The organism is Sphingobacterium alkalisoli (genome assembly GCF_005049105.1).
Taxonomy (GTDB): Bacteria; Bacteroidota; Bacteroidia; order Sphingobacteriales; family Sphingobacteriaceae; genus Sphingobacterium; species Sphingobacterium alkalisoli.
In genome coordinates this window covers 571,999-592,847 of the sequence record NZ_SUKA01000004.1, presented here as the reverse complement: position 1 = coordinate 592,847, position 20,849 = coordinate 571,999, and the positions used below count along the sequence as shown (strand labels likewise).

The following is a 20,849-nucleotide window of genomic DNA, read 5'->3' as shown; positions in this document are numbered from 1 at the left end:
ATGTTACGATCGACAACCTTGTGCTGACAGATGATAACGCTGTTATCCCTGCGGGCGAGGAGCAGATCGGTACGCTAGCACCTGCTGGTACAAGAACCATTACGGTAACGCATGTGGTTACACAGGCGGACCTTGATGCGGGCAGTGTGAGCAACCAGGCTACGGTAAGTGGTGACGGTCCGGATGGCGATCCATTGACGCCTGTTGACTCGGACGATCCGAATACACCTGAGCCGAACGATCCGACAGATACGGATGTTGTACAGACACCATCCTTTACGGTAACAAAAGAGATCACAAGCGCAGGTCCTTACGACACTGTCGGTGATGTAATAACATATAATATAGTCGTAACAAACAACGGCAATGTTACGATCGACAATCTTATCCTTACAGATAACAATGCTGTTATCCCTGCAGGTGAGGAGAACATCGGTACGCTAGCACCTGCTGGTACAAGAACCATATCGGTAACGCATGTGGTTACACAGGCAGACCTAGATGCGGGGACTGTTTCCAACCAGGCTACGGTAAGTGGTGACGGTCCGGATGGCGATCCATTGACGCCTGTTGACTCGGACGATCCGAACACACCTGAGCCGAACGATCCAACGGATACGGATGTTGTACAGACACCATCCTTTACGGTAACAAAAGAGATCACGAGCGCAGGTCCTTACGACACTGTCGGTGATGTAATAACATATAATATAGTCGTATCCAATACGGGCAATGTTACGATCGACAATCTTATCCTTACAGATAACAATGCTGTTATCCCTGCAGGTGAGGAGAACATCGGTACGCTAGCACCTGCTGCAACGGCCACCATTACGGTAACGCATGTGGTTACACAGGCGGATCTTGATGCTGGAACTGTTTCCAACCAGGCTACGGTAACCGGTGACGGTCCGGACGGCGATCCATTGACGCCTGTTGATTCGGATGATCCGAATACACCTGAGCCGAACGATCCGACGGATACGGATGTTGTACAGACACCATCCTTTACGGTAACAAAAGAGATCACAAGCGCAGGTCCTTACAATACGGTAGGCCAGCAGATCACCTACGATATCGTGGTAACAAACAACGGTAACGTGACGATCGACAACCTTGTGCTGACAGATAACAATGCTGTTATCCCTGCGGGCGAGGAGCAGATCGGTACGCTAGCACCTGCTGCAACGGCCACCATCACGGTAACGCATGTGGTTACACAGGCAGACCTAGATGCGGGCAGTGTGAGCAACCAGGCTACGGTAAGTGGTGACGGTCCGGATGGCGATCCATTGACACCTGTTGACTCGGATGATCCGAACACACCTGAGCCGAACGATCCAACGGATACGGATGTTGTACAGGAAGGCGCACTGACCGTTATCAAAACAACGGACAGAACACAGACATACAATGCAGTTGGCGATGTGATCGAATACACGATCACGGTAACCAACAGTGGCAACGTGACGCTGACAGACATCAATGTATCGGATGCAAACGCAGATAATACAGCTGTCGGCAATATCCCGAGCCTTGCTGTTGGTGCGAGCCAGAACTTTACGGCACAGCATACGGTGACACAGGCCGACCTAGATGCGGGTGCGGTATACAATGTCGCGGTGGCGAAAGGAAAAGATCCGAAGGACCGCGATGTGGAGGGCAGCTCAACGGACAACAACCCGCTTGACCCTACCGATCCGGATAACCCGCCGGTAGATCCTACGTGTCCTGAATGCACGATTGTGGAGATCGACCAGGAAGGTGCGATAGAGGTCATCAAAACTGCAGATCTTTCACAACGCTTTAGATATGCGGGTGAGCAAATCGCTTACGAAATTTTGATTAAAAACGTGGGAAATGTGACCTTGCATGATATAATGGTAACAGATGCGAACGCGGATGATGTGAATGTAGGTAACATCGCTAACTTAGCCGTTGGTGAGTCAGTTACGCTCCAAGCATACCATACCATTACGCAAGCCGACATGGAACGTGGGTATGTGTCAAATGTTGCAATTGCTAGCGGTAAAGATCCAAAAGACAGAGACGTAATCGACGAGTCTGTAAGTGGAAATGTACCAGAAGCGGGTGATCCAATAGATCCGGATTGCACAAATTGTACTATTGCACCACTACCGTGGAAAGTAATCGAAGCAAACAACGACACGCCTGCACCGGTCAACGGTAAGGACGGTTCAACAACGCCATCTGTACTGGATAACGATATGCTGAACGGCAGTCCAGTTATCCCTGCGGAAGTGACCCTGACACCGGGTACAAGTCCACATACAGGTATTGTTATGAACCCTGACGGAACAGTGACGGTATCAGCGGAGACGCCTGCTGGTACATATACATATCCTTACACAATCTGTGAGGAGTTGAACCCATCGAACTGTGACAATGCGGTCGTAACGATCGTTGTTGAAGCTGCATTGATCGAAGCAAACAATGACACGCCTGCACCGATCAACGGTAAGGATGGCGGTACAACACCAAGCGTACTGGATAACGACATGCTGAACGGTAGCCCTGTTATCCCAAGCGAGGTGACCCTGACACCGGGTACAAGTCCACATACGGGAATCACAATGAACCCTGACGGAACAGTGACGGTATCAGCAGAGACGCCTGCTGGTACATATACATATCCTTACACAATCTGCGAGGTATTGAACCCATCGAACTGTGACAATGCGGTCATGACGATCGTTGTGGAAGCAGCGGTAATCGAAGCAAACGACGACACGCCTGCACCGATCAACGGTAAGGATGGCGGTACAACACCAAGCGTACTGGATAACGACATGCTGAACGGCAGTCCTGTTATCCCGAGTGAGGTGACATTGACCTGGTCTCCTGATAATGTGGAAAGCCCGGCTATCATACTCAACACAGACGGTACCGTTACTGTGCTTCCAGAAACACCAGAAGGTATATACGAATTCAGTTACCGTATCTGCGAGGTGCTTAATCCAACAAACTGCGACGAAGCAGCTATAACGATTGTAATCGAACCTGCACCGATAGTCGCAATGGACGATAACATTCAGATCGAATGGGATAGGACGTCTATCATTACCATGAGCGTGCTGGATAACGACGCATTCAATGGCGGATCAATCGACTTGAATGAAGTTACGTTGACTCCAGGTGTACCAAGTGATCCGAACCTGAGCATGAATGCGGATGGTACCATCAATATACCGGCAAGTACACGGCCAGGAACGTACACCTATCCATATACAATCTGTGAAGTACTGAACCCATCGAACTGTAGCACGGCGGTTGCAACAATTGTAATTGAAGCTTCCAACTTGTTTATTCCGAACGTGATCACGCCGAATGGTGACGGACAGAATGACCGCTTTGAAATTATTGGCAGTGAAAACTATGATAGAGTAGAGGTTACTATCGTAAACCGTTGGGGGAACGAAATATTCAGAAACGACAACTACGACAATAACTGGACGGGGCGTGGATTGAATGAAGGGACGTACTATTATATCATTAAGCTGTACAAGGGTAGCAAAGTGGAGCAACATAAAGGATGGGTTCTTATTAAAACACATTAAGAATATGTTCATCATAAATAATAACACGATATCGATGAAGAGATTAAAATTAAGGTATATGGTTTTGATCGGTATAACCCTGTTAGCAAAACAGGGTTATGCCCAGCAGAACATCCAAATGACACAGTATATATTCAATTCGATCAGTGTCAATCCAGCCTATGCGGGATATAAAGAGGAATGGTTTGGTCAACTGGGCCTAAGAAGTCAATGGACCGGCTGGGAAGGTGCGCCAAAAACGGGTATGCTATCGATCGACGGTGTACTTGATCCGGAAGATCGGAGACATGGAGTGGGCTTGGTTGTAACCGGCGATCAATTGGGAGCTCAGGCTGCGACCAGTATTTATGCTAATTATGCGCTTCGCTTACAGCTTGATCGTGCAGATGAGCATCGACTAAGTTTAGGTGTTGCTGGTGGTCTTACACAATACAGTTTAGATGGAAATAAACTGGATCCCGTTGACCGTATGGATCAAGTATTACCGGATGGGAAAATATCGACGTGGAAACCGGATATCCGTCTCGGTGCATACTACAGCAACCCAAGATGGTATGCTGGTGTATCGGTACAGGATCTTTTTGCAGGGACCGACAGTGATGATGATTTCCAGTTTAACCAAAATTCACTGGAAAGTCTTTCTCGAAACATTCATGGATACCTGATCGCTGGGGCTTTGTTTGAGTTGGATAGGGGATTACTGCTAAGACCGAGCATTTTAATAAAAGATGATTTCAGAGGACCTACGTCGCTGGATTTAAATGCGATGTTTATATTCAATGACAAATTTTGGATCGGAGGTGGATACCGCACACGGGCACGCCTGTTTGACCGCGATTATAGCGACTACTCGGTAAACAAATTGAGTTCACTTAACTCTTTAAGCGGAATTGCACAATTTTATGTGAGCCCTACGTTACGGATAGGTTATTCGTATGACCATATGCTGGGTAGGATGAGTGGCCTGCAACAGGGTACGCACGAAGTTACGCTGGGGGTCACTTTTGGACGTGTAGTGCGTCAGATTCTAAGTCCACGCTATTTCTAATAGAGAGCGTATATAATACTTGAATCAACGTGATGGTATCAGACTGTTATCAAGTTATAAAACAGCAGGATCATTGTTAAGTATAAATAGATTATGAAAAGAAAATATTATAAAAGAGGTTTACAGGCGTTAACCATTATGTTACTTCTTTTTGGAACAGAGATTGCCTCCGCACAAGAGCAACTAGGGCGTAGGAGCCGTGCAGAACTGCTCTACGATAAAATGGAGTATGCGAATGCTACGCTAGCTTACGAAAAGCTTGTGGATGTGAAAAAGCCGCGGACGGAAGACATGGAACGGCTTGCAGACAGTTACCGGAGAATCAACGAATACGAACTTGCAGAGAACTGGTATTCGCGTGTAGTGCTACAACCCGATCATAAACAGGAGTCACTGCTGCATTACGCAGAGGTGCTGAAAAAGAGGGGGCGCTATGCCGAGGCGAGTAAGCAGTACCAGACCTATCAGGAAAAATACGGGAGAGACGAAAGTATAGCCCGATATATACAGGGAGCCGACTCAGCTGTAGTATGGATGAAGAACCCGACTCTGCACAACCTGAAAAATGAGACAACTATTAATACCAGCCTTTCAGAATTTAGTCTGGTACCAACCAGTGGAGGTGTGATATATGCGGGGGAACCCCAAGGATTGTTAGACAACAAAAGTGGTATGACGGGGCAATCTTACCTGAAGGTGTATGCTGCAAATCGGGAAGGGAATGGAGAACTCAGTTATCCAAATATCATGGAAGGTGCCTTCAATAATGCGCTATATCATGTGGGCCCGGTCGCAGTAAATGCTGATGAGGATGTGCTCTATGTAACACGGACCTACCCGGGAAAAGAGGGCGAGAATTACCGGTCTGACGGTCTGAAGTGGCGTAAGCACAACTTAGAGCTGAAGATTTACAGAAAGAACGGAAACGGCTGGACAGAAGAGGATTTTGCCTATAACAACGTGAAGGATTATTCATTGGGACATGCATCTCTGAGTACTGATGGAAAGGTGCTGTATTATGCTTCTGATATGCCCGGCGGGCATGGCGGTGTAGATATCTGGTACAGTGAATTACAGGGAGACGGAAGCTGGGGAGCCCCAAAGAATGCAGGTCCTACCATAAACAGTGCGGGAGATGAAGTATTTCCAAGCGTATTCGGTGATACCCTGTATTTCTCGAGTGATGGTTGGGTAGGCATGGGCGGACTGGATATATACAGGTCTGTAGGCAAGCGCTCGACCTTTAGTACACCTGAAAACCTTCGCTATCCACTGAATTCGGCAAGTGACGATTTCGCTTACGTCGTGGCGGCAAATAGCGAAGATCTAATTTACGGTTACTTGTCATCGAACAGAACGGGAGGCCAGGGTGGCGATGATATCTATTCTTTTGTTTTTAATAAGCCGAAATTTATCATTCAGTTGGAAGGTATTACACGTCATAAAGAGACAGGAGATTTATTACCTGCCACGACCGTAACCTTATTTCAAAACGGGAAGGAGATAGCTGCGAAAGGTGTTACGGATAAGGACGGACGGATTACGTTTACCTTAAATAAAGGCGAACCTTATCGTTTATTGGCCGAAAAGCAGGGCTATCACTCGGATTCGACAAGTGTTGAGGGTTTATTCCCGAGGCGGGACACTATGGTACGGGTCGTAATGAATTTACAGCCGGTCCATAAGGTGGGTGATAAGTTTGTTTTGGAGAATATCTACTATGACTTTGATAAGCACAACATACGTAGGGATGCAGCCCTGATCTTGGATCAGCTGGTCGCCACCATGCGTGACAATCCGACACTTCGGATTGAGTTATCAAGCCACACGGACAGCAGGGGCAGCGATAGTTACAATGAGAAGCTGTCACAGCGTCGTGCGCAAAGTGCAGTGGACTACATCGTGACCCGCGGTATAGCACGGGATCGAATGGTCGCGAAAGGATATGGCGAGAAACGGTTAGTGAATAAATGTAGTAACGGTGTTCCGTGCTCTGTCGCAGATCATCAAGCAAACAGACGTACCGAGGTAGAGGTACTGGCCTACTAGAGGACGACCTCATTTCAATTAGCAATAAGATCTACAATCATCCCCGATTGTTGTTTTTCACAATAAGTAATAAGAAGGTGTTGCCTCCCGGCAGCACCTCTTTATCGATGATTGGATGTATAATTAAAATTGATTTTCTATATTAATTTCCATTCTTTGGCGTAATTGAGCAATTGGCCTATCGTAGTGCAATTCACTTTTGCCATCATATTTCGCCTATGCGATACAATGGTATGATGACTTAGATAGGTTATTTCCGCAGTCTGGGCAATTGTGTTTCCGGAGGCGAAATACTTTAAAATTTCCAGTTCACGAGCGGTAAAGATGATCGGTTTGTTAGATATATTCTTCGTTTTTATTTCCTGGAAAATAGGGCAACGGTAAGAATTGCCTTTTTCGACTTCATTTATGCATTCCAAAAGAACATCTAGACCTGTCACCTTACTAATAATACCGTCGGGGGAATGACTTTCGATATGATGAAGGACAGGCCAGCTGGATGCGCTCGTAAGAAAAATATTCTTACATAACTTGTTGATGCGCTTAACATCGGAGAGAACAGCTAGACCATTGCTGTTCTGTAGGTAATAATCTAAAAAGAGATAGAATTTTTTACGACTATGTTCGCCTAAGAAACGGGTAAGTTCGGAAGCATTTTGGAAGGTATGAACCGTGTCAAACTTCGTGTACTTTTCAAGTAAAACGGAAAAAGATTCACCAAATAGTTGGTGATCATCTAGTACAATTGCAACATCATTACTCATCATTTTCTCGTTCAATTTTGGAAATAAAAGTGTTATTCAATAATTACAACAGATAGCTCACAAAGATAGTTAAATAATATATGCAGTTAGTGGTTGAAAGAGTGACGTAACAATGTTAAAATAACTATAAATGGTAGCAAATTTTTGCTATAGAGATATTTCTGTTTACGGTGATTTAATAAACTTTGGTTTCTTTGCACGAGAGTTTAGAACCAGCTATTTTAAAATGACTATCTAAAGCATGTACGTGTGACATTGCTAAATATACAATAAGTTTTTACAACCATCCCCGGTTGTTGTTTTTCATAATAAGTAGAAGGTGTTGCCCCAAGCAACACCTCTTTGCTTTATGGAACTCTGTAAGCTTTTAGGTTCTTTTTCTACTTGATTAGCGGTGTTGCGATAACGCCAACGGGATAGATACGGCTATTTCGGTACCTTTTGTATCCGACCGAATGGTGGTTTCACCATTTAGATACTGCGCACGGCGTCGGATAGATTGCAAACCCATCGCTGATTTGACGTTAGTTGAGGTCTTACCAACGAAACCCGTTCCGTCATCCTGAATGACCATGATGAGTTTGTCTATTTCCGCGTAAATCAAGATATCCACTTTCTTAGCCTTCGCATGCTTGATGATATTGGTAATGGCCTCCTGGATGATGCGGAGTAATGCAATGCGGGTATCGGCGTTGACACGCAGCAATGAGCTATCGTCAATGTGAATATCTTTGCTGTAGCGGCTGTCGGGTAGGGCGCTGTCGGTAAGTAGCTTAATTGCGTGCTCAAAAGACTGTTCTTCTTGTCCATCATCCGTATTGAACCATTCATGGCTTTTATTTCTGGCTACTTCGTAGGCATTTGTTATCCCCGTTTGCATTGAAACCAATTTCTTTTTTAGAAGCGTGTCTTCGGTGTCCATGGAAAGTGTTTCCAATTGATGTTTAATGCCCGCAATGTATGAAGAAAGACCATCATGAAGATCCTGGCCAAGCCGCTGCTGTTCTTGCCGTATAGCCTGGTGTTTCGCTTCCTCCATGGCGATGATCTGCATATTAGCGGTGTTGTTGAGGGCTTCTACCTGGGCTTTCACTTTCCTGTTCCGGCGTAGCATCGTCAAGTAGATGGCCAGCACAATAATCGCTGCGGAGCATGAAATGACCAGCAACCAAAGGGTTCGCCGCGCATTTTCCGCACTTAGTAGCCTGTTGTCATCCGCTATGGCATTATACCTGACATAATCACCAATAAATCTTTTCATATTTTCCCGATCTGCTATCATTGCCTCTTCCAATGCAGCGTAGGCCTTGATGATCTCGTCTTTGTTGCCGGATTTCGTGGCTCGTCCCAATGCGGCGGTTAAATAATAAATTTGCAACTCGTTATCTCCGCTTTCTCGTGCTACTTCACAAATCTGATTGTAATACCCAAGCGCCTTTTGTGGGTTGATTTCATGATAATAATTGGCCAGAATAAAGAGTGTATATACCTCCAAATTTACGTTACCCATACGCTGCGCGTTAGCTAATAACTGTTTTGCAACGGGCAGTACTTCAGGCTTGTGCCCCTTCCTATTTAATAAATATACTTGCTTTGACCGATTAAGGGCTAGCATATATTCATCGTTATAACGGTTTGCAATTTGTTTGGACTTCGCTAGGTAGTAGTCTACACTGTCGTCAGAAAGGCTAGCGTTAAGGTTGCAATAGTTAAAATACACCAAAGACATAACACTGTCCTTCTTTAGCTTTTTTCCGATTTGTATAGCCTTCTGCATAAAAGCAATAACCTTTTCCTGATCGGAGAGATCCTTGTGCAGTACAGCGGACATATCCATATATACACGGGCAATATTTGCGGTATCAGTGAGTCGTTGATAGCCTGATAATACGTTGCTGAATAATTCCAACGATTCCGCATACAGTCCTTTCTTAAATAAAGCAAAAGCAATTACATGGTCTGCGTTTGTCTGTCCTTGCTGGTAGTGTATGCGGGCTGCTAAACGCTTGGCCTTCATTCCATAGTAAAAGCAGCTGTCGATGTTTCTGGGGCGATAAAGTATCCCCAACCGGTTTAAGCTGTTAACCAGGCTAACACTATCTTTGATCAAAGACAGCTTATGTAATTCCTTCCCGATCTCCTGGATTTGGCCGTATGCCGGGTTAGAACAAACGCAAATCAGCAAGAATAGCAGTGGGTAAGTTGTATTTAGTCTTTTAGCAGCCACATCCGTTCGTTTACGTTATCATTGCCATTGTATTGCCTATTGATGGCTTCGGTTACATTTACGCTATTGTAGTTGACTTCATCGCTGGGGTACATCCACCGTATAGGAAGGCGGTCGGCAGGCGTATTTTCATTCGACGCTGGATTGATCGAAAATGTCGGATACCCCGTGCGTCGATTTTCAAAAAAGGCGCTCAACGGTGATTGCAAGTACGTACTAAGAAATTTTTGCGTGATGATTTGCTCAATCTGGTGTTCGGCAGGGCCCGTTAGCTTCACGGCGTCCGTGACCGGAAATGCTTCGATATAGGTATTACTCATGATACGGTTGTGATGATAGGCAGGGATGTTTGGCGTATGGTCTGCCACAAATTGCATTGCTCCCTGTACGCCTGCAGCATAATGGGTCTGCGCATCGCCATTGATCCAACCCCTCACAGCAGCCTCCGCAAGCAAGAACTGTACTTGGGCATAGCTCAGTAAACTCACCGGTTCGCCGGCGGGGATTTCGGTATACCGTGCGTTTACGCCGGAATAGTCGCCAGCGCTATGTATCGTGCTCAAGCTTGCATATGCGATTGCCGGATCGGTACCCTTATATGCGTCAAAATCGGAAGGTGTGTAACCCTTATCGAGCTGTGCCTCGGATGGCGAAGCGTAGTAAAACAGACGGTAGTCGTTTGTCGCTTTCAAACGGTTGATCAGTATATCCGACACCATAGGATAAATGATAAACGGGTTGCCCAGTTTATGGAATGGATAGCGTTGGTTTTCCTGGTCGGAATAAACCAATTGGAAATTATCTGCATTGCTTTCGAATATGGGGCGATTGTTTATAATTTCGTTGAAGCGTTCTACCACACGCAGGTCGGGATCAGCCGATTTGCGGTACAAATTGATCAGTACTTTTAGCGCAAACGAATTGACCATTTTCTGCCATTTTACTGGATCGCCCTGGTAAATCAAATCGCCCTCAAAGTTTGCACCTTGGGCAAACAACCGGTTAGCTTCGTCCAATTCGTTGAGGATACCGATAAACACCTCTTTCTGCTCGTCATAGCGGGGTTTGATGTTTCCTTCACTTTCTCCTTTGAGCGCATCAGTGTAGGGGATATCGCCTACTTGCATGGTGGCGTTAAAAAATGTATAGGCCCGTATGAGATGGCCGAATCCTTTGTAAGCGTTTGCTACTCCTTCATCGAGCTCATCGGTGAAGCCAATCAGCTTCTCCACGTCGATAAGCCGGGTAAAAGGACCGAAGCTGGTTCGGTCGATGCGATTGTATTGCTCGCCCTGTGCAAACTCGCTCCATAAGATGTATTTGTCGCGCATGAAATTTGCCATAAATCCCTTCTGGCTGCTGATATCGCTTCTCGTGATATCCAGCATCAATTTCGTTGCAAGCATTTGCGGGGTGGCTATGGTAAAGCCGTCGGGATTAGTGTTCAGTTCTTCGAAGTGTGAACACGATGCCAATCCAATCGTAATGCAGACTATAGTAGCTATTATTCGTATGTTCTTCATGGCTTTTCTATTTGTTTGATTTGTCAGCATGAGCAAGGTGAAAATTCAGGTTAAGTCCGATAAATCGCTGGGAAGGGGAAGTGAGGTCACTGTCAGCATTCCAATCGGGATCAGCAAACCGAAAATCCTTCGTCCAAAGAAATACGTTCTGGGCGGTCAGCGAAATTCGTGCGCGGCTCATTCCCCAGCGTTCGCTAAGCGAACGCGGTACGGTGTATCCGATAGCTAGCTCACGGATTTTGATAAAGGTTGGGTCGGTAGCCCCGAAACGTCCATCGGCAAACCGGCGGGCATAGGTTTCGTAGGATACCGGCACATCGTTCGGCGCATATACGCGCGTGTCTTCCGTGATACGGCCGTATTGATCGAAAGAGACTGACCCCGAAACAACTTTCACCCCGTTGCCGACGTAAGATTTGTTGCCGTTGACCACTTCATCGTAGCGCCATTGGTTATCGCTATCGGGATGCGAACCGGTGTCCCACATCTTATAAGCACTATAATTATATAACAGGCCGCCAACACGGCCATCAAAACTCAACTGAAGGTCAAAATTACGGTAAGTAAAGGAGTTGGTAAAACCCCAGATGAATTTTGGATCGCTATATCCAACGGCATAGGCGTATCGACCTTGCTGCGGAAGTCCGCCGTTCGTATGTACCACATTACCCTGTGGATCCCGCAACCAATCGGTGATGGTATAATTGTCGACACGTCCGCCGGCTTTCGTCCACAGGTTGTCTGATGAATAGACAGGATCTAACTCCTTGTAATACTGGTGTGTTGTTGCCCAGTTTACCGTAGCGTCCCACGTAAAATTACTTTGTTTCAACACGCCGGCATGCAGCGACAACTCTACGCCTCGACGCACGCGCGTCTCGTTGGTATTGATCAACGTAGAGGTAAACCCCGAGGAAGCGGGTATGGGAGATGATAGTTGTCGGTTGTAATTGAACACATTGTAGTAGGCGGCATCAAGTACTAAGCGATTGTTCAGTATGTTGACGACTGTACCCGCCTCCCAGGTCCGGTCGGTTTGCGGTTTGATGACTGCGGTATTGAGTTGTGATGGATAGTCGGCCGTATTTAAGCCATCCCAAACACCTTGGCCGATGCTGTAATTTACATTGGTGCCGTACACACTGAGGTCCTGTTTTGAAACGGTCCAAGACCCTCTGAGCTTCCACATGTCCATCCAGTTTGGCAGCTTGAAAAACTCGCCAAGAAGCACACTGCTGGACACGGAAGGATAAAAATACGAACGGGTCGTGATGTCTAAGGTCGAACTCCAGTCGTTCCTGCCCGTCAGATCCACGAAAACCGCGTCTTTCCAGCCAAACGAAGCTAATCCGAGCAAGCTGTTTACTTGCTTACCATACCTGGACGTACCCACATCCGGACGCTCCACCGAATTGTTCAATGAATACACGCCCGGCACAATGAGGCCGCTGCGGGTTACACCCGAAAGCGATTGGTCTTCGTACCTATAGACAGATCCACCGGCAGTAAGGTCTATGTCTATGGTATTTAATAGTTTCTTTTTGCCATAGTTGAACAGCAGATCGGTATTCAAACTGTATCCCCTGGATTGGTATTGGCCAAACATCCCGTTCGCATGCCACCCCCGGGTGGAATAGATACTTGGTGGGTTACGGCGCGTATTTTCATTGGAATAGAAGTCGTAGCCCACCCTTGCGGTTATCTTGGCGCCCGCGAAGGGTTTGTAATCTGACGTCAGATTGAGGTTGGCCATATTATTTTCCCTACCATTTAATTTTTCGTAGGCAATCAGATACGGATTATCATACCACGCTTTGTAATGCCAATTTTGCTGTTCGTGTGGCACCACCCAATAATCGCGGAATTTGGTAACGTCATACTCCGGTCCGGTCCACATCAGCAATTGATAAATATACCCTTGGTCGCCGTATCCGGCACCTGTAGTCTGCGGGGTCATACTCCGGTTATACCCGATGTTACTTTGCAACTCAAATTTCTCGCTGACTTTCAGTTTGCCCGATACATTTGCATTCAGCCGGTTCAATTTCAGGTTTGGATATTGCCCTTTATTGTAAACGTGGTTCAGGGATGCCCGTACAGACCCGATGTCGCCGGACTGGGCAAAGCTGATGTTGTTGTTGGTCACGAAGCCAGGTTCGAGGAAGTTTTTTAGATTGTTTTTACCTCGTGAAGTAAGTTCCATCACTTCGAGCTGCTTGGTCTCCGGATTCCATTGTTCTTCCATGATGCCGATATCGAGTTTATTACCCCATACGTAGTCGACCGAATTATATGATCCGCCCAAGCCCGCGCTATATGATGTCTGTACTTCGGGCAAGGCTAAGTAACCCGCAAAAGCCATGTTGTTACTGTTTACGCTGATACCATTGCCACCGCTTTTGGTCGTCACGATAATGGCTCCACCGCCGCCGCGCACGCCGTAGAGTGCGGAAGCTGTCGCGCCTTTGAGCACATCGATACTCTCGATGTCATCTGGAGCAATTTGTCGTAAGCTCATGTTGCCGTAGGGTACGCCATCAATGACCAGCAGCGGATTACTCGATCCGCCGCGAAGCCGGATGTCGGGCGATTCATCGAATTCGGTGCTATTTTGAATCCAGAGCCCCGCTACTTTACCGGTCAGCGAAGTGGCAATGTCCACGCCTTTGACCTGCTGTACTTGTTCGCCGCCAATGCGTTGTACCGAATAGCCGAGTGATTTTTCTTCCCTTCGAATGCCAAGGGCAGTTACCACCACTTCTTCCAGTGCATCTTCCAGGCGCCCCAGTTGTACGGGGATAATTGTACGACCGGCTATTGGCTCCTGGTGCGTTCGGTAACCAATGTAACTGAACACCAGTACGTCGTCGGTCTTAACCCCGGTAACCTTATAACGACCATCGTCTGTTGAACTGACAGCGATCGAAGTACCCCGTACACTGACGGTAACCCCTGCAATGGGGATTCCATCCGTGGCATCGACCACCGTACCCGTTACGGTTTGTTGCTGGCTGCTGGATTGGCGGTTGTCCCAGACGGTGCTGCCGGCTTTTTCTCCCAGTAAGCCCACTGCGAGCAGCGTGGCTAACAATCTTTTGATAAATACATGTTGTTTCATCTGGTTATTTTTTGTTTTCAGTTTTCGTTGTTGCAACGCCAATTTCAGTTGCCGAGAAGATGGCTGATCCCGTTGTTTCTTTGGCTAATCATAAACGACCGAGTTCAAAGGGATGGATATCGTTATTTCCGTGCCATTGGTGTCTGATTGAATTTTAATTTCGCCGTTTAGATACTGGGTACGCCGGCGGATGGATTGCAGGCCCATCGCTGATTTTTCGTTGCCCGGTTTCTGTTCATCTATTCCTTTTCCGTCATCATGGATTACCAAAATCAGCTTGTCCATTTCCTCATAGATCAGTATGCCCACGCTTTTCGCCTTGGCATGCTTGATGATATTGGTAATCGCCTCCTGGATGATACGGAGTAGGGCAATCCGGGTATCAGCGCTGACGTGAAGCAATGAACTATCGTCAATTTGGATTTCTTTGTTGTAACGGCTGCCTGGCAGGGCACTGTCTGTAAGCAATGTGATCCGCTGTTCAAACGACTGCTCTTGTTGCCCTTCAGCGGCATTGAACCACTCATGGCTTTTAGCTCTGGCTACGGTGTATGCTTTGGTTACCTCGGCTTGTAGCATGCTCAATTTAGCTTTTAAGTGTGTGTCGTGGGTATCCATGGACAAGATTTCTAGCTGATGCTTGATACCTGCCATAGACGAAGAGAGCCCATCGTGAAGATCCTGCCCAAGGCGCTGCTGCTCTTCCTTTACCGCCTGGTGCTTCGCTTCCTCCATGGCGATGATCTGCATATTTGCCATGTTGTTGAGGGTTTCGATTTGTTCTTTGGCTTTTCGGTTGCGGCGGAGCATGATCAGGTAGATGGTCAATACGACAATCAGGGCTGCGGCAGAAATGATGACTAACCAAAGGGCCCGTTGCGCATTTTTTTCGCTTAGTAACCTGTTGTCCTGTTCTATGGAATTATACCTGACATAGTCACCCATAAATTTTCTAGACCTTTCCCATTCTGTCGACATGGCCTTTTCCAATTCGACATAGACCTTGATGAGCTCGTCTGTATCGTCCAGTTCTTTGGCTACATCCAAAGCATTATTTAATATGTAGATTTCCAGATATTTGTCTCCACTTTTCTTGACTACTTCATATAGTTGATAGAAAAGTTCAAGCTTTTTTTTAGGATGACTTTCAAAATTGATCAACGAGACGAATGAATTGAACTCCAAATATACGTTTCCAATACGCTTTGCATTGGATAACGACTGTTTTATAAGGGGTAATGCTTCCTCCCTTTGACCAGTTAAAACCATTAGATTTGACTGCCACAGCTGATTGAGGATCAGCATGCTTTCATCTTTATAGCGGACAGCGATATCGCTTGATTTGTTTATATAATAAGTAATGCTGTCTTCAGAAAGGGTTGGGCCCAGATAGAGATATTTTATGTAAACTTGGGACATAATGCTGTCTTTTTCGAGTTTTCTTCCAGTCTGAATAGCTTTGTGCAAGAGTGAGTATATCCTTGTTCTCTCGGAGATCCCCTTGTTTTCGACGTCGACCATATCCAAATATATACGGACAGTATTTTCGGTATCATCGAGTTTTTGGTAGTAGGGTAAGATTTTGCCAAGCAGCTCCAGCGATTCCGCATACAGTCCTTTCTTAAATAAAGCAAAAGCAATCACATGGTCTGCGGCTGTTTGACCTTGAAGATACTTTATATTGGTGGCCATACGCTTGGCCTCCATTCCGTAGTAAAAGCAACTATCCGCATTTCTGGTCCGGTAAAGTGTCCCCAAGCGGTTCAGCGTGTTGATCTTACTGACACTGTCCTTGATTGAGGATAGATTGTTTAGTTCTTGGTTGATCTGTTGGATTTGACAACGTGCAGGAGCATTGTAAAGGCAAAACAGAAACAATAGGAGTGGGTAAGTTGTAGGTTTTCGTCTCATAATTGATAGATGTGTAATTGTTTAAAATACTTTTTAATCCGGTTCTACCCCTCGCCGTTATCTTGCACATGTGGGGTGAAAGCCAAACATGCATCCCAGTATTACGATTGTGTCAACGGAATGGATATTGTTATTTCGGTGCCTTTTGAGTCTGACTGTATGTTGGTTTCGCCGTCCATGTATCGCACTCGGCGGTGGATGGATTGCAAGCCCATTGTCGATTTGCCGCTGATTGAATTTTTACCGACCAAACCCGTTCCGTCATCTTTGATGGCCATGATGAGTTTGTCTATTTCTGCGTAAATCAAGATATCCACTTTCTTAGCCTTGGCATGCTTGATGATATTCGTAATTGCCTCCTGGATGATGCGGAGTAATGCAATTCGGGTGTCCATACTGACATGATGTAGCGCATCGTCATCTATATGAATATCTTTCTTATAGCGAGAGCCTGGCAAGGCAGTATCCGTAAGGAATTTGATGCGCTGCTCAAAAGTGTGTTCTTGTTCTCCGTCAGCAGTATTGAACCACTCATGGCTTTTAGCTCTGGCTGCGGTGTATGCTTTGGTTATCTCGGCTTGTAGCATGCCCAATTTAGCTTTTAAATGCGTATCGTCGGTATCCATGGACAAGATTTCCAGCTGATGCTTGATGCTTGCTATAGATGAGGAAAGCCCATCGTGAAGATCCTGCCCAAGACGCTGTTGTTCTTCCCTTATTGCTTCGTGTTTCATTTCCTCCATGGCGATGATCTGCAAATTGGCTGTGTTATTAAGGGCTTCGACTTGTTCTTTGGCTTTTCGGTTGCGACGGAGCATGATCAGGTAGATGGCCAATACGACAATCAGGGCTGCGGCAGAAATGATGACTAACCAAAGGGCTCGTTGCGCATTTTTTTCGCTTAGTAACCTGTTGTCGTTCTCTATGGTATTATACTTGACATAGTCACCCATAAATTTTCTAGACCTTTCCCAATCTGCCGACATGGCCTTTTCCAATTCGACATAGACCTTGATGATCTCGTCTTTATCACCTAGATAATTGCCAACCGCTAAAGAAAGGGTCAAGATGTAGTTTTCCAGGTACTTGTCTCCGCTTTTCTGTGCCACTTCGTAGGCCTGATAGAGATGTTCAAGCTTTTTATAGGGATCGTTCTCATAATTACTGAGTGTAATCAGGGAACCGATTTCCAAAATCGCATTGCCGGTACGCTGCGCTTCAGACATGGATTGTTTTACAAGAGACAAGGCCTTTTCTTTTTGGCCGTTTGAAAACAATAAGTCTGCCTGCCACATCCGATTATGGGCCAGTATGGGTTCGTCGTGATATCGGCTGGCAATTTCTGTGGATTTATTGAGGTAGTAAGTAATGCTATCTTCAGAAAGCTTTGGGCCTCGATTGAGGTAGGTTAAATAAACATCTGACATAATGCTGTCCTTTTTCAGCTTTCTTCCGGTCTGGATAGCCGTATGCAAAAGAGATGTAATCTTTGCTCTATCGGAGATACCCTTGTTCTCCACTTCGGCCATATCTAAATATACACGAACAATATTTTCGGTATCATCGAGTTTTTGGTAGTAGGGTAAGATTTTGCCAAGGAGCTCCAGCGACTCCGCATACAGTCCCTTTTTAAATAAAGCAAAAGCAATTACATGGTCTGCATCTGTCTGTCCATTCCGGTATCGAATATTGGTGGCCATACGCTTGGCCTCCATTCCGTAGTAAAAGCAACTATCTGCATTTCTGGTCCGGTAAAGTGTTCCCAATCGGTTCAGCGTGTTGATCTTACTGACACTGTCCTTGATTAAGGATAGCTTATTTAGTTCTTGGTTGATCTGTTGGATTTGACAATGTGCAGGAGCATTGTAAAGGCAAAACAGAAACAATAGAAATGGGTAAGTTGTAGGTTTTCGTCTACGCATAATTGATAGATGTCGGAGTAGATTCATAACGTATGGTCGAAATAATCTTAAAAGCAACGAAGGTAGTAAATCCTCTGGGTTAAATCAATGCTCTTTTCCAAGCTATACTTTTCATAGAAGATAAGACTTTAGTTTTCGGGGGTCAAAATAGGAAGAGCGGATAATTTCGAAAGTAACTAAAATTTGCTAAAAATATATTTTTTGATAACAAGTTTTTGCTATAAGCATAGCAAACAAGATTGAGTTTTACTCTTCTTTCCTTTCTTTGTTCATAATAATCTATGAAATAGAATTCAAGTGCTTTTAAGGAAGATAATCTTGAAGGAATGAAAAACCAAAAATTACGTTATGAAATTGGATACGTTTTGTGTAGTTCAAAGGCCAAATTGATTGACAAGTAACTAGTAAAGTTTTAGAAATAATAATTTACAGAGAAGAGTGCTTTTTAAATACATGGTCTTAACTATGAGCTTTATGAAATTAAATTTTTCTACCCTACAAAAGAGAATTTCGGTTAGCCCGGTCTTTCTATTATCGTACAGCTTTGCGATTTTTAATATTAACGCTTTTACTGGAAAATGGTTATACGTGAACCGTATTGTTAAACATCGAGTGAGCTATTTAAGCGTGATAATTTTTGCTTATAGCGAACGCCATTTATTCTCTGGTCTATGTGTATAAGTATATATTATCTGATACTATTTAATTTTTTATCTACTTAATTGAATCAAATTTTAACTGTTTGTTACCTATTAACTCTAATCTTATGTTAAGAAAACTAGCTTCTTGTATTTTATTCCTGGTTCTTGCCGCAGTGGGCTCTGTGTATGGACAGGTTAAAATTGGTGACGGTACGGCACAGGGTGATAATGCCGTGCCCAATCCAAATGCTGTGTTGGATTTAAGCAGTATGCAAAGAGGGGTACTGTTCCCTCGTGTAGAATTGACTGCTGTAATAAATCCTGCTCCTTTGACTGAGCACGTAGCGGGGATGATGGTATATAATACTTCAACTCAAAATGATGTTATGCCCGCTATCTACTACAATGATGGTACAAAGTGGGTTTTTGTTGGGGCTATGCAAGGTAGTAATGTAAGTTACGACCCCGCAACTTATGTCATTACCTATGTGGATAGTGGAGGTAATCCGCAAACTATTAATTTGGTACAGGCAATAAAGGGGAACGAAACAAAGACGCTTTTGATCAAGGAATCTGAAGGACGTTATGTGTTTTATAATGAAGCTAGTATTGATGAGACAGGAAATCCAATAACGGGAGCAGGGGTAGTGATAGATATCCCTGCTTCGGTGATCAACCAGTTTGAGGAAATCGTGAATGGCGGTCCTGTTACGGTGAACGGTAACACATACACCAGCATCGAAGAATACATCGAGAACATCGTAGCGGCGAACGAGACCAATACAACGTTGGTCGACAACAACGACGGAACATATACTTATACAAGTGAAGACGGCACGGTAACGGTAGTCGATGTACCTGCTTCTGTTATCAACCAGTTTGAGGAAGTGGTGAACGGCGGTCCTGTTACGGTTAACGGCAACACGTACACCAGCATCGAAGAATACATCGAGAACATCGTAGCGGCGAACGAGACCAATACGACGTTGATCGACAACAACGACGGAACATATACTTATACAAGTGAAGACGGCACGGTAACGGTAGTTGATGTACCAGCTTCTGTTATCAACCAGTTTGAGGAAGTGGTGAACGGCGGTCCTGTTACGGTTAACGGCAACACGTACACCAGCATCGAAGAATACATCGAGAACATCGTAGCGGCGAACGAGACCAATACAACGTTGATCGACAACAACGACGGAACATATACTTATACAAGTGAAGACGGCACGGTAACGGTAGTCGATGTACCTGCTTCTGTTATCAACCAGTTTGAGGAAGTGGTTAACGGCGGTCCGGTTACGGTTAACGGTACTACCTATAATACAATAGAGGAATACATCGAGAACATCGTAGCGGCAAACGAGACCAACACGACGTTGATCGACAATAACGACGGAACATATACTTATACAAGTGAAGACGGCACGGTAACGGTAGTTGATGTACCAGCTTCTGTTATCAACCAGTTTGAGGAAGTGGTGAACGGCGGTCCTGTTACGGTTAACGGCAACACATACACCAGCATCGAAGAATACATCGAGAACATCGTAGCGGCGAACGAGACCAATACGACGTTGATCGACAACAACGACGGAACGTACACCTACACGAGCGAAGACGGTACGGTAACGGTGGTCGATGTACCTGCTTCTGTTATCAACCAGTTTGAGGAAGTGGTTAACGGCGGTCCTGTTACGGTTAACGGTAGTACCTATAATACAATAGAGGAATACATCGAGAACATCGTAGCGGCAAACGAGACCAATACGACGTTGATCGACAACAACGACGGAACATATACCTATACAAGTGAGGACGGCACGGTAACGGTGGTCGATGTACCTGCTTCTGTTATCAACCAGTTTGAGGAAGTGGTTAACGGCGGTCCTGTTACGGTTAACGGTAACACATACACCAGCATTGAAGAATACATCGAGAACATCGTAGCGGCGAACGAGACCAATACGACGTTGATCGACAATAACGACGGTACGTACACCTACACAAGTGAGGACGGCACGGTAACAACCGTTGATGTACCTGCTTCTGTTATCAACCAGTT

Annotated in this window: 10 protein-coding genes; 4 read left to right on the top strand and 6 right to left on the bottom strand. The window is 45.4% G+C overall.

From position 1 onward, the window contains the following. From FAZ19_RS15560 to FAZ19_RS15550, 3 genes are all read left to right on the top strand, one after another. A partial coding sequence (locus tag FAZ19_RS15560) for a DUF7507 domain-containing protein (protein ID WP_136821663.1) occupies window positions 1-3,578 on the top strand: 3,578 nt, incomplete at its 5' end. 34 nt (window positions 3,579-3,612) lie between these two features. Continuing rightward, window positions 3,613-4,626, top strand: a complete 1,014-nt coding sequence (locus tag FAZ19_RS15555) for a PorP/SprF family type IX secretion system membrane protein (protein WP_136821662.1) — start codon at window positions 3,613-3,615, stop codon at window positions 4,624-4,626. Between the two features lie 93 nt (window positions 4,627-4,719). Next, a complete protein-coding gene (locus tag FAZ19_RS15550) occupies window positions 4,720-6,675 on the top strand; it encodes an OmpA family protein (protein WP_136821661.1) in 1,956 nt (651 codons plus the stop codon). 137 nt (window positions 6,676-6,812) lie between these two features. Here FAZ19_RS15550 and FAZ19_RS15545 read toward each other — a convergent pair whose 3' ends face one another. From FAZ19_RS15545 to FAZ19_RS15520, 6 genes are all read right to left on the bottom strand, one after another. Further along, complete coding sequence (locus FAZ19_RS15545) at window positions 6,813-7,442, bottom strand: response regulator transcription factor (RefSeq protein ID WP_136821660.1); 630 nt, start codon at window positions 7,440-7,442, stop codon at window positions 6,813-6,815. Between the two features lie 385 nt (window positions 7,443-7,827). Then, window positions 7,828-9,666, bottom strand: a complete 1,839-nt coding sequence (locus FAZ19_RS15540; RefSeq protein ID WP_136821659.1) for an ATP-binding protein — start codon at window positions 9,664-9,666, stop codon at window positions 7,828-7,830. After that, complete coding sequence (locus FAZ19_RS15535; protein ID WP_136821658.1) at window positions 9,648-11,189, bottom strand: SusD/RagB family nutrient-binding outer membrane lipoprotein; 1,542 nt, start codon at window positions 11,187-11,189, stop codon at window positions 9,648-9,650. The genes FAZ19_RS15540 and FAZ19_RS15535 overlap by 19 nt, the downstream gene beginning before the upstream one ends. Window positions 11,190-11,196: 7 nt before the next feature. After that, complete coding sequence (locus tag FAZ19_RS15530) at window positions 11,197-14,307, bottom strand: SusC/RagA family TonB-linked outer membrane protein (RefSeq protein WP_136821657.1); 3,111 nt, start codon at window positions 14,305-14,307, stop codon at window positions 11,197-11,199. An 84-nt stretch (window positions 14,308-14,391) separates the two neighbouring features. Then, window positions 14,392-16,218: a sensor histidine kinase gene (locus FAZ19_RS15525; RefSeq protein ID WP_136821656.1), complete on the bottom strand. Its 1,827-nt coding sequence runs from the start codon at window positions 16,216-16,218 to the stop codon at window positions 14,392-14,394. Between the two features lie 101 nt (window positions 16,219-16,319). Further along, window positions 16,320-18,140 carry a sensor histidine kinase gene (locus tag FAZ19_RS15520; protein WP_169305669.1) on the bottom strand — a complete coding sequence of 607 codons (1,821 nt, stop codon included), beginning with the start codon at window positions 18,138-18,140 and terminating at the stop codon, window positions 16,320-16,322. A 766-nt stretch (window positions 18,141-18,906) separates the two neighbouring features. On the opposite strand from FAZ19_RS15520, the gene FAZ19_RS24120 reads away from it, so the two are divergent. Next, window positions 18,907-20,849: autotransporter outer membrane beta-barrel domain-containing protein (locus FAZ19_RS24120; protein ID WP_211245515.1), on the top strand; the 1,943-nt coding region annotated here is incomplete at its 3' end.

What these genes read in the sequence shown, in the direction of transcription:
- FAZ19_RS15555 (WP_136821662.1), top strand. Translation starts at nt 3,613, where the DNA reads ATGAAGAGATTAAAATTAAGGTATATGGTTTTGATCGGTATAACCCTG.
- FAZ19_RS15550 (WP_136821661.1), top strand. Translation starts at nt 4,720, where the DNA reads ATGAAAAGAAAATATTATAAAAGAGGTTTACAGGCGTTAACCATTATG.
- FAZ19_RS15545 (WP_136821660.1), bottom strand. Translation starts at nt 7,442, where the DNA reads ATGATGAGTAATGATGTTGCAATTGTACTAGATGATCACCAACTATTT.
- FAZ19_RS15535 (WP_136821658.1), bottom strand. Translation starts at nt 11,189, where the DNA reads ATGAAGAACATACGAATAATAGCTACTATAGTCTGCATTACGATTGGA.
- FAZ19_RS15530 (WP_136821657.1), bottom strand. Translation starts at nt 14,307, where the DNA reads ATGAAACAACATGTATTTATCAAAAGATTGTTAGCCACGCTGCTCGCA.
- FAZ19_RS15525 (WP_136821656.1), bottom strand. Translation starts at nt 16,218, where the DNA reads ATGAGACGAAAACCTACAACTTACCCACTCCTATTGTTTCTGTTTTGC.
- FAZ19_RS15520 (WP_169305669.1), bottom strand. Translation starts at nt 18,140, where the DNA reads ATGCGTAGACGAAAACCTACAACTTACCCATTTCTATTGTTTCTGTTT.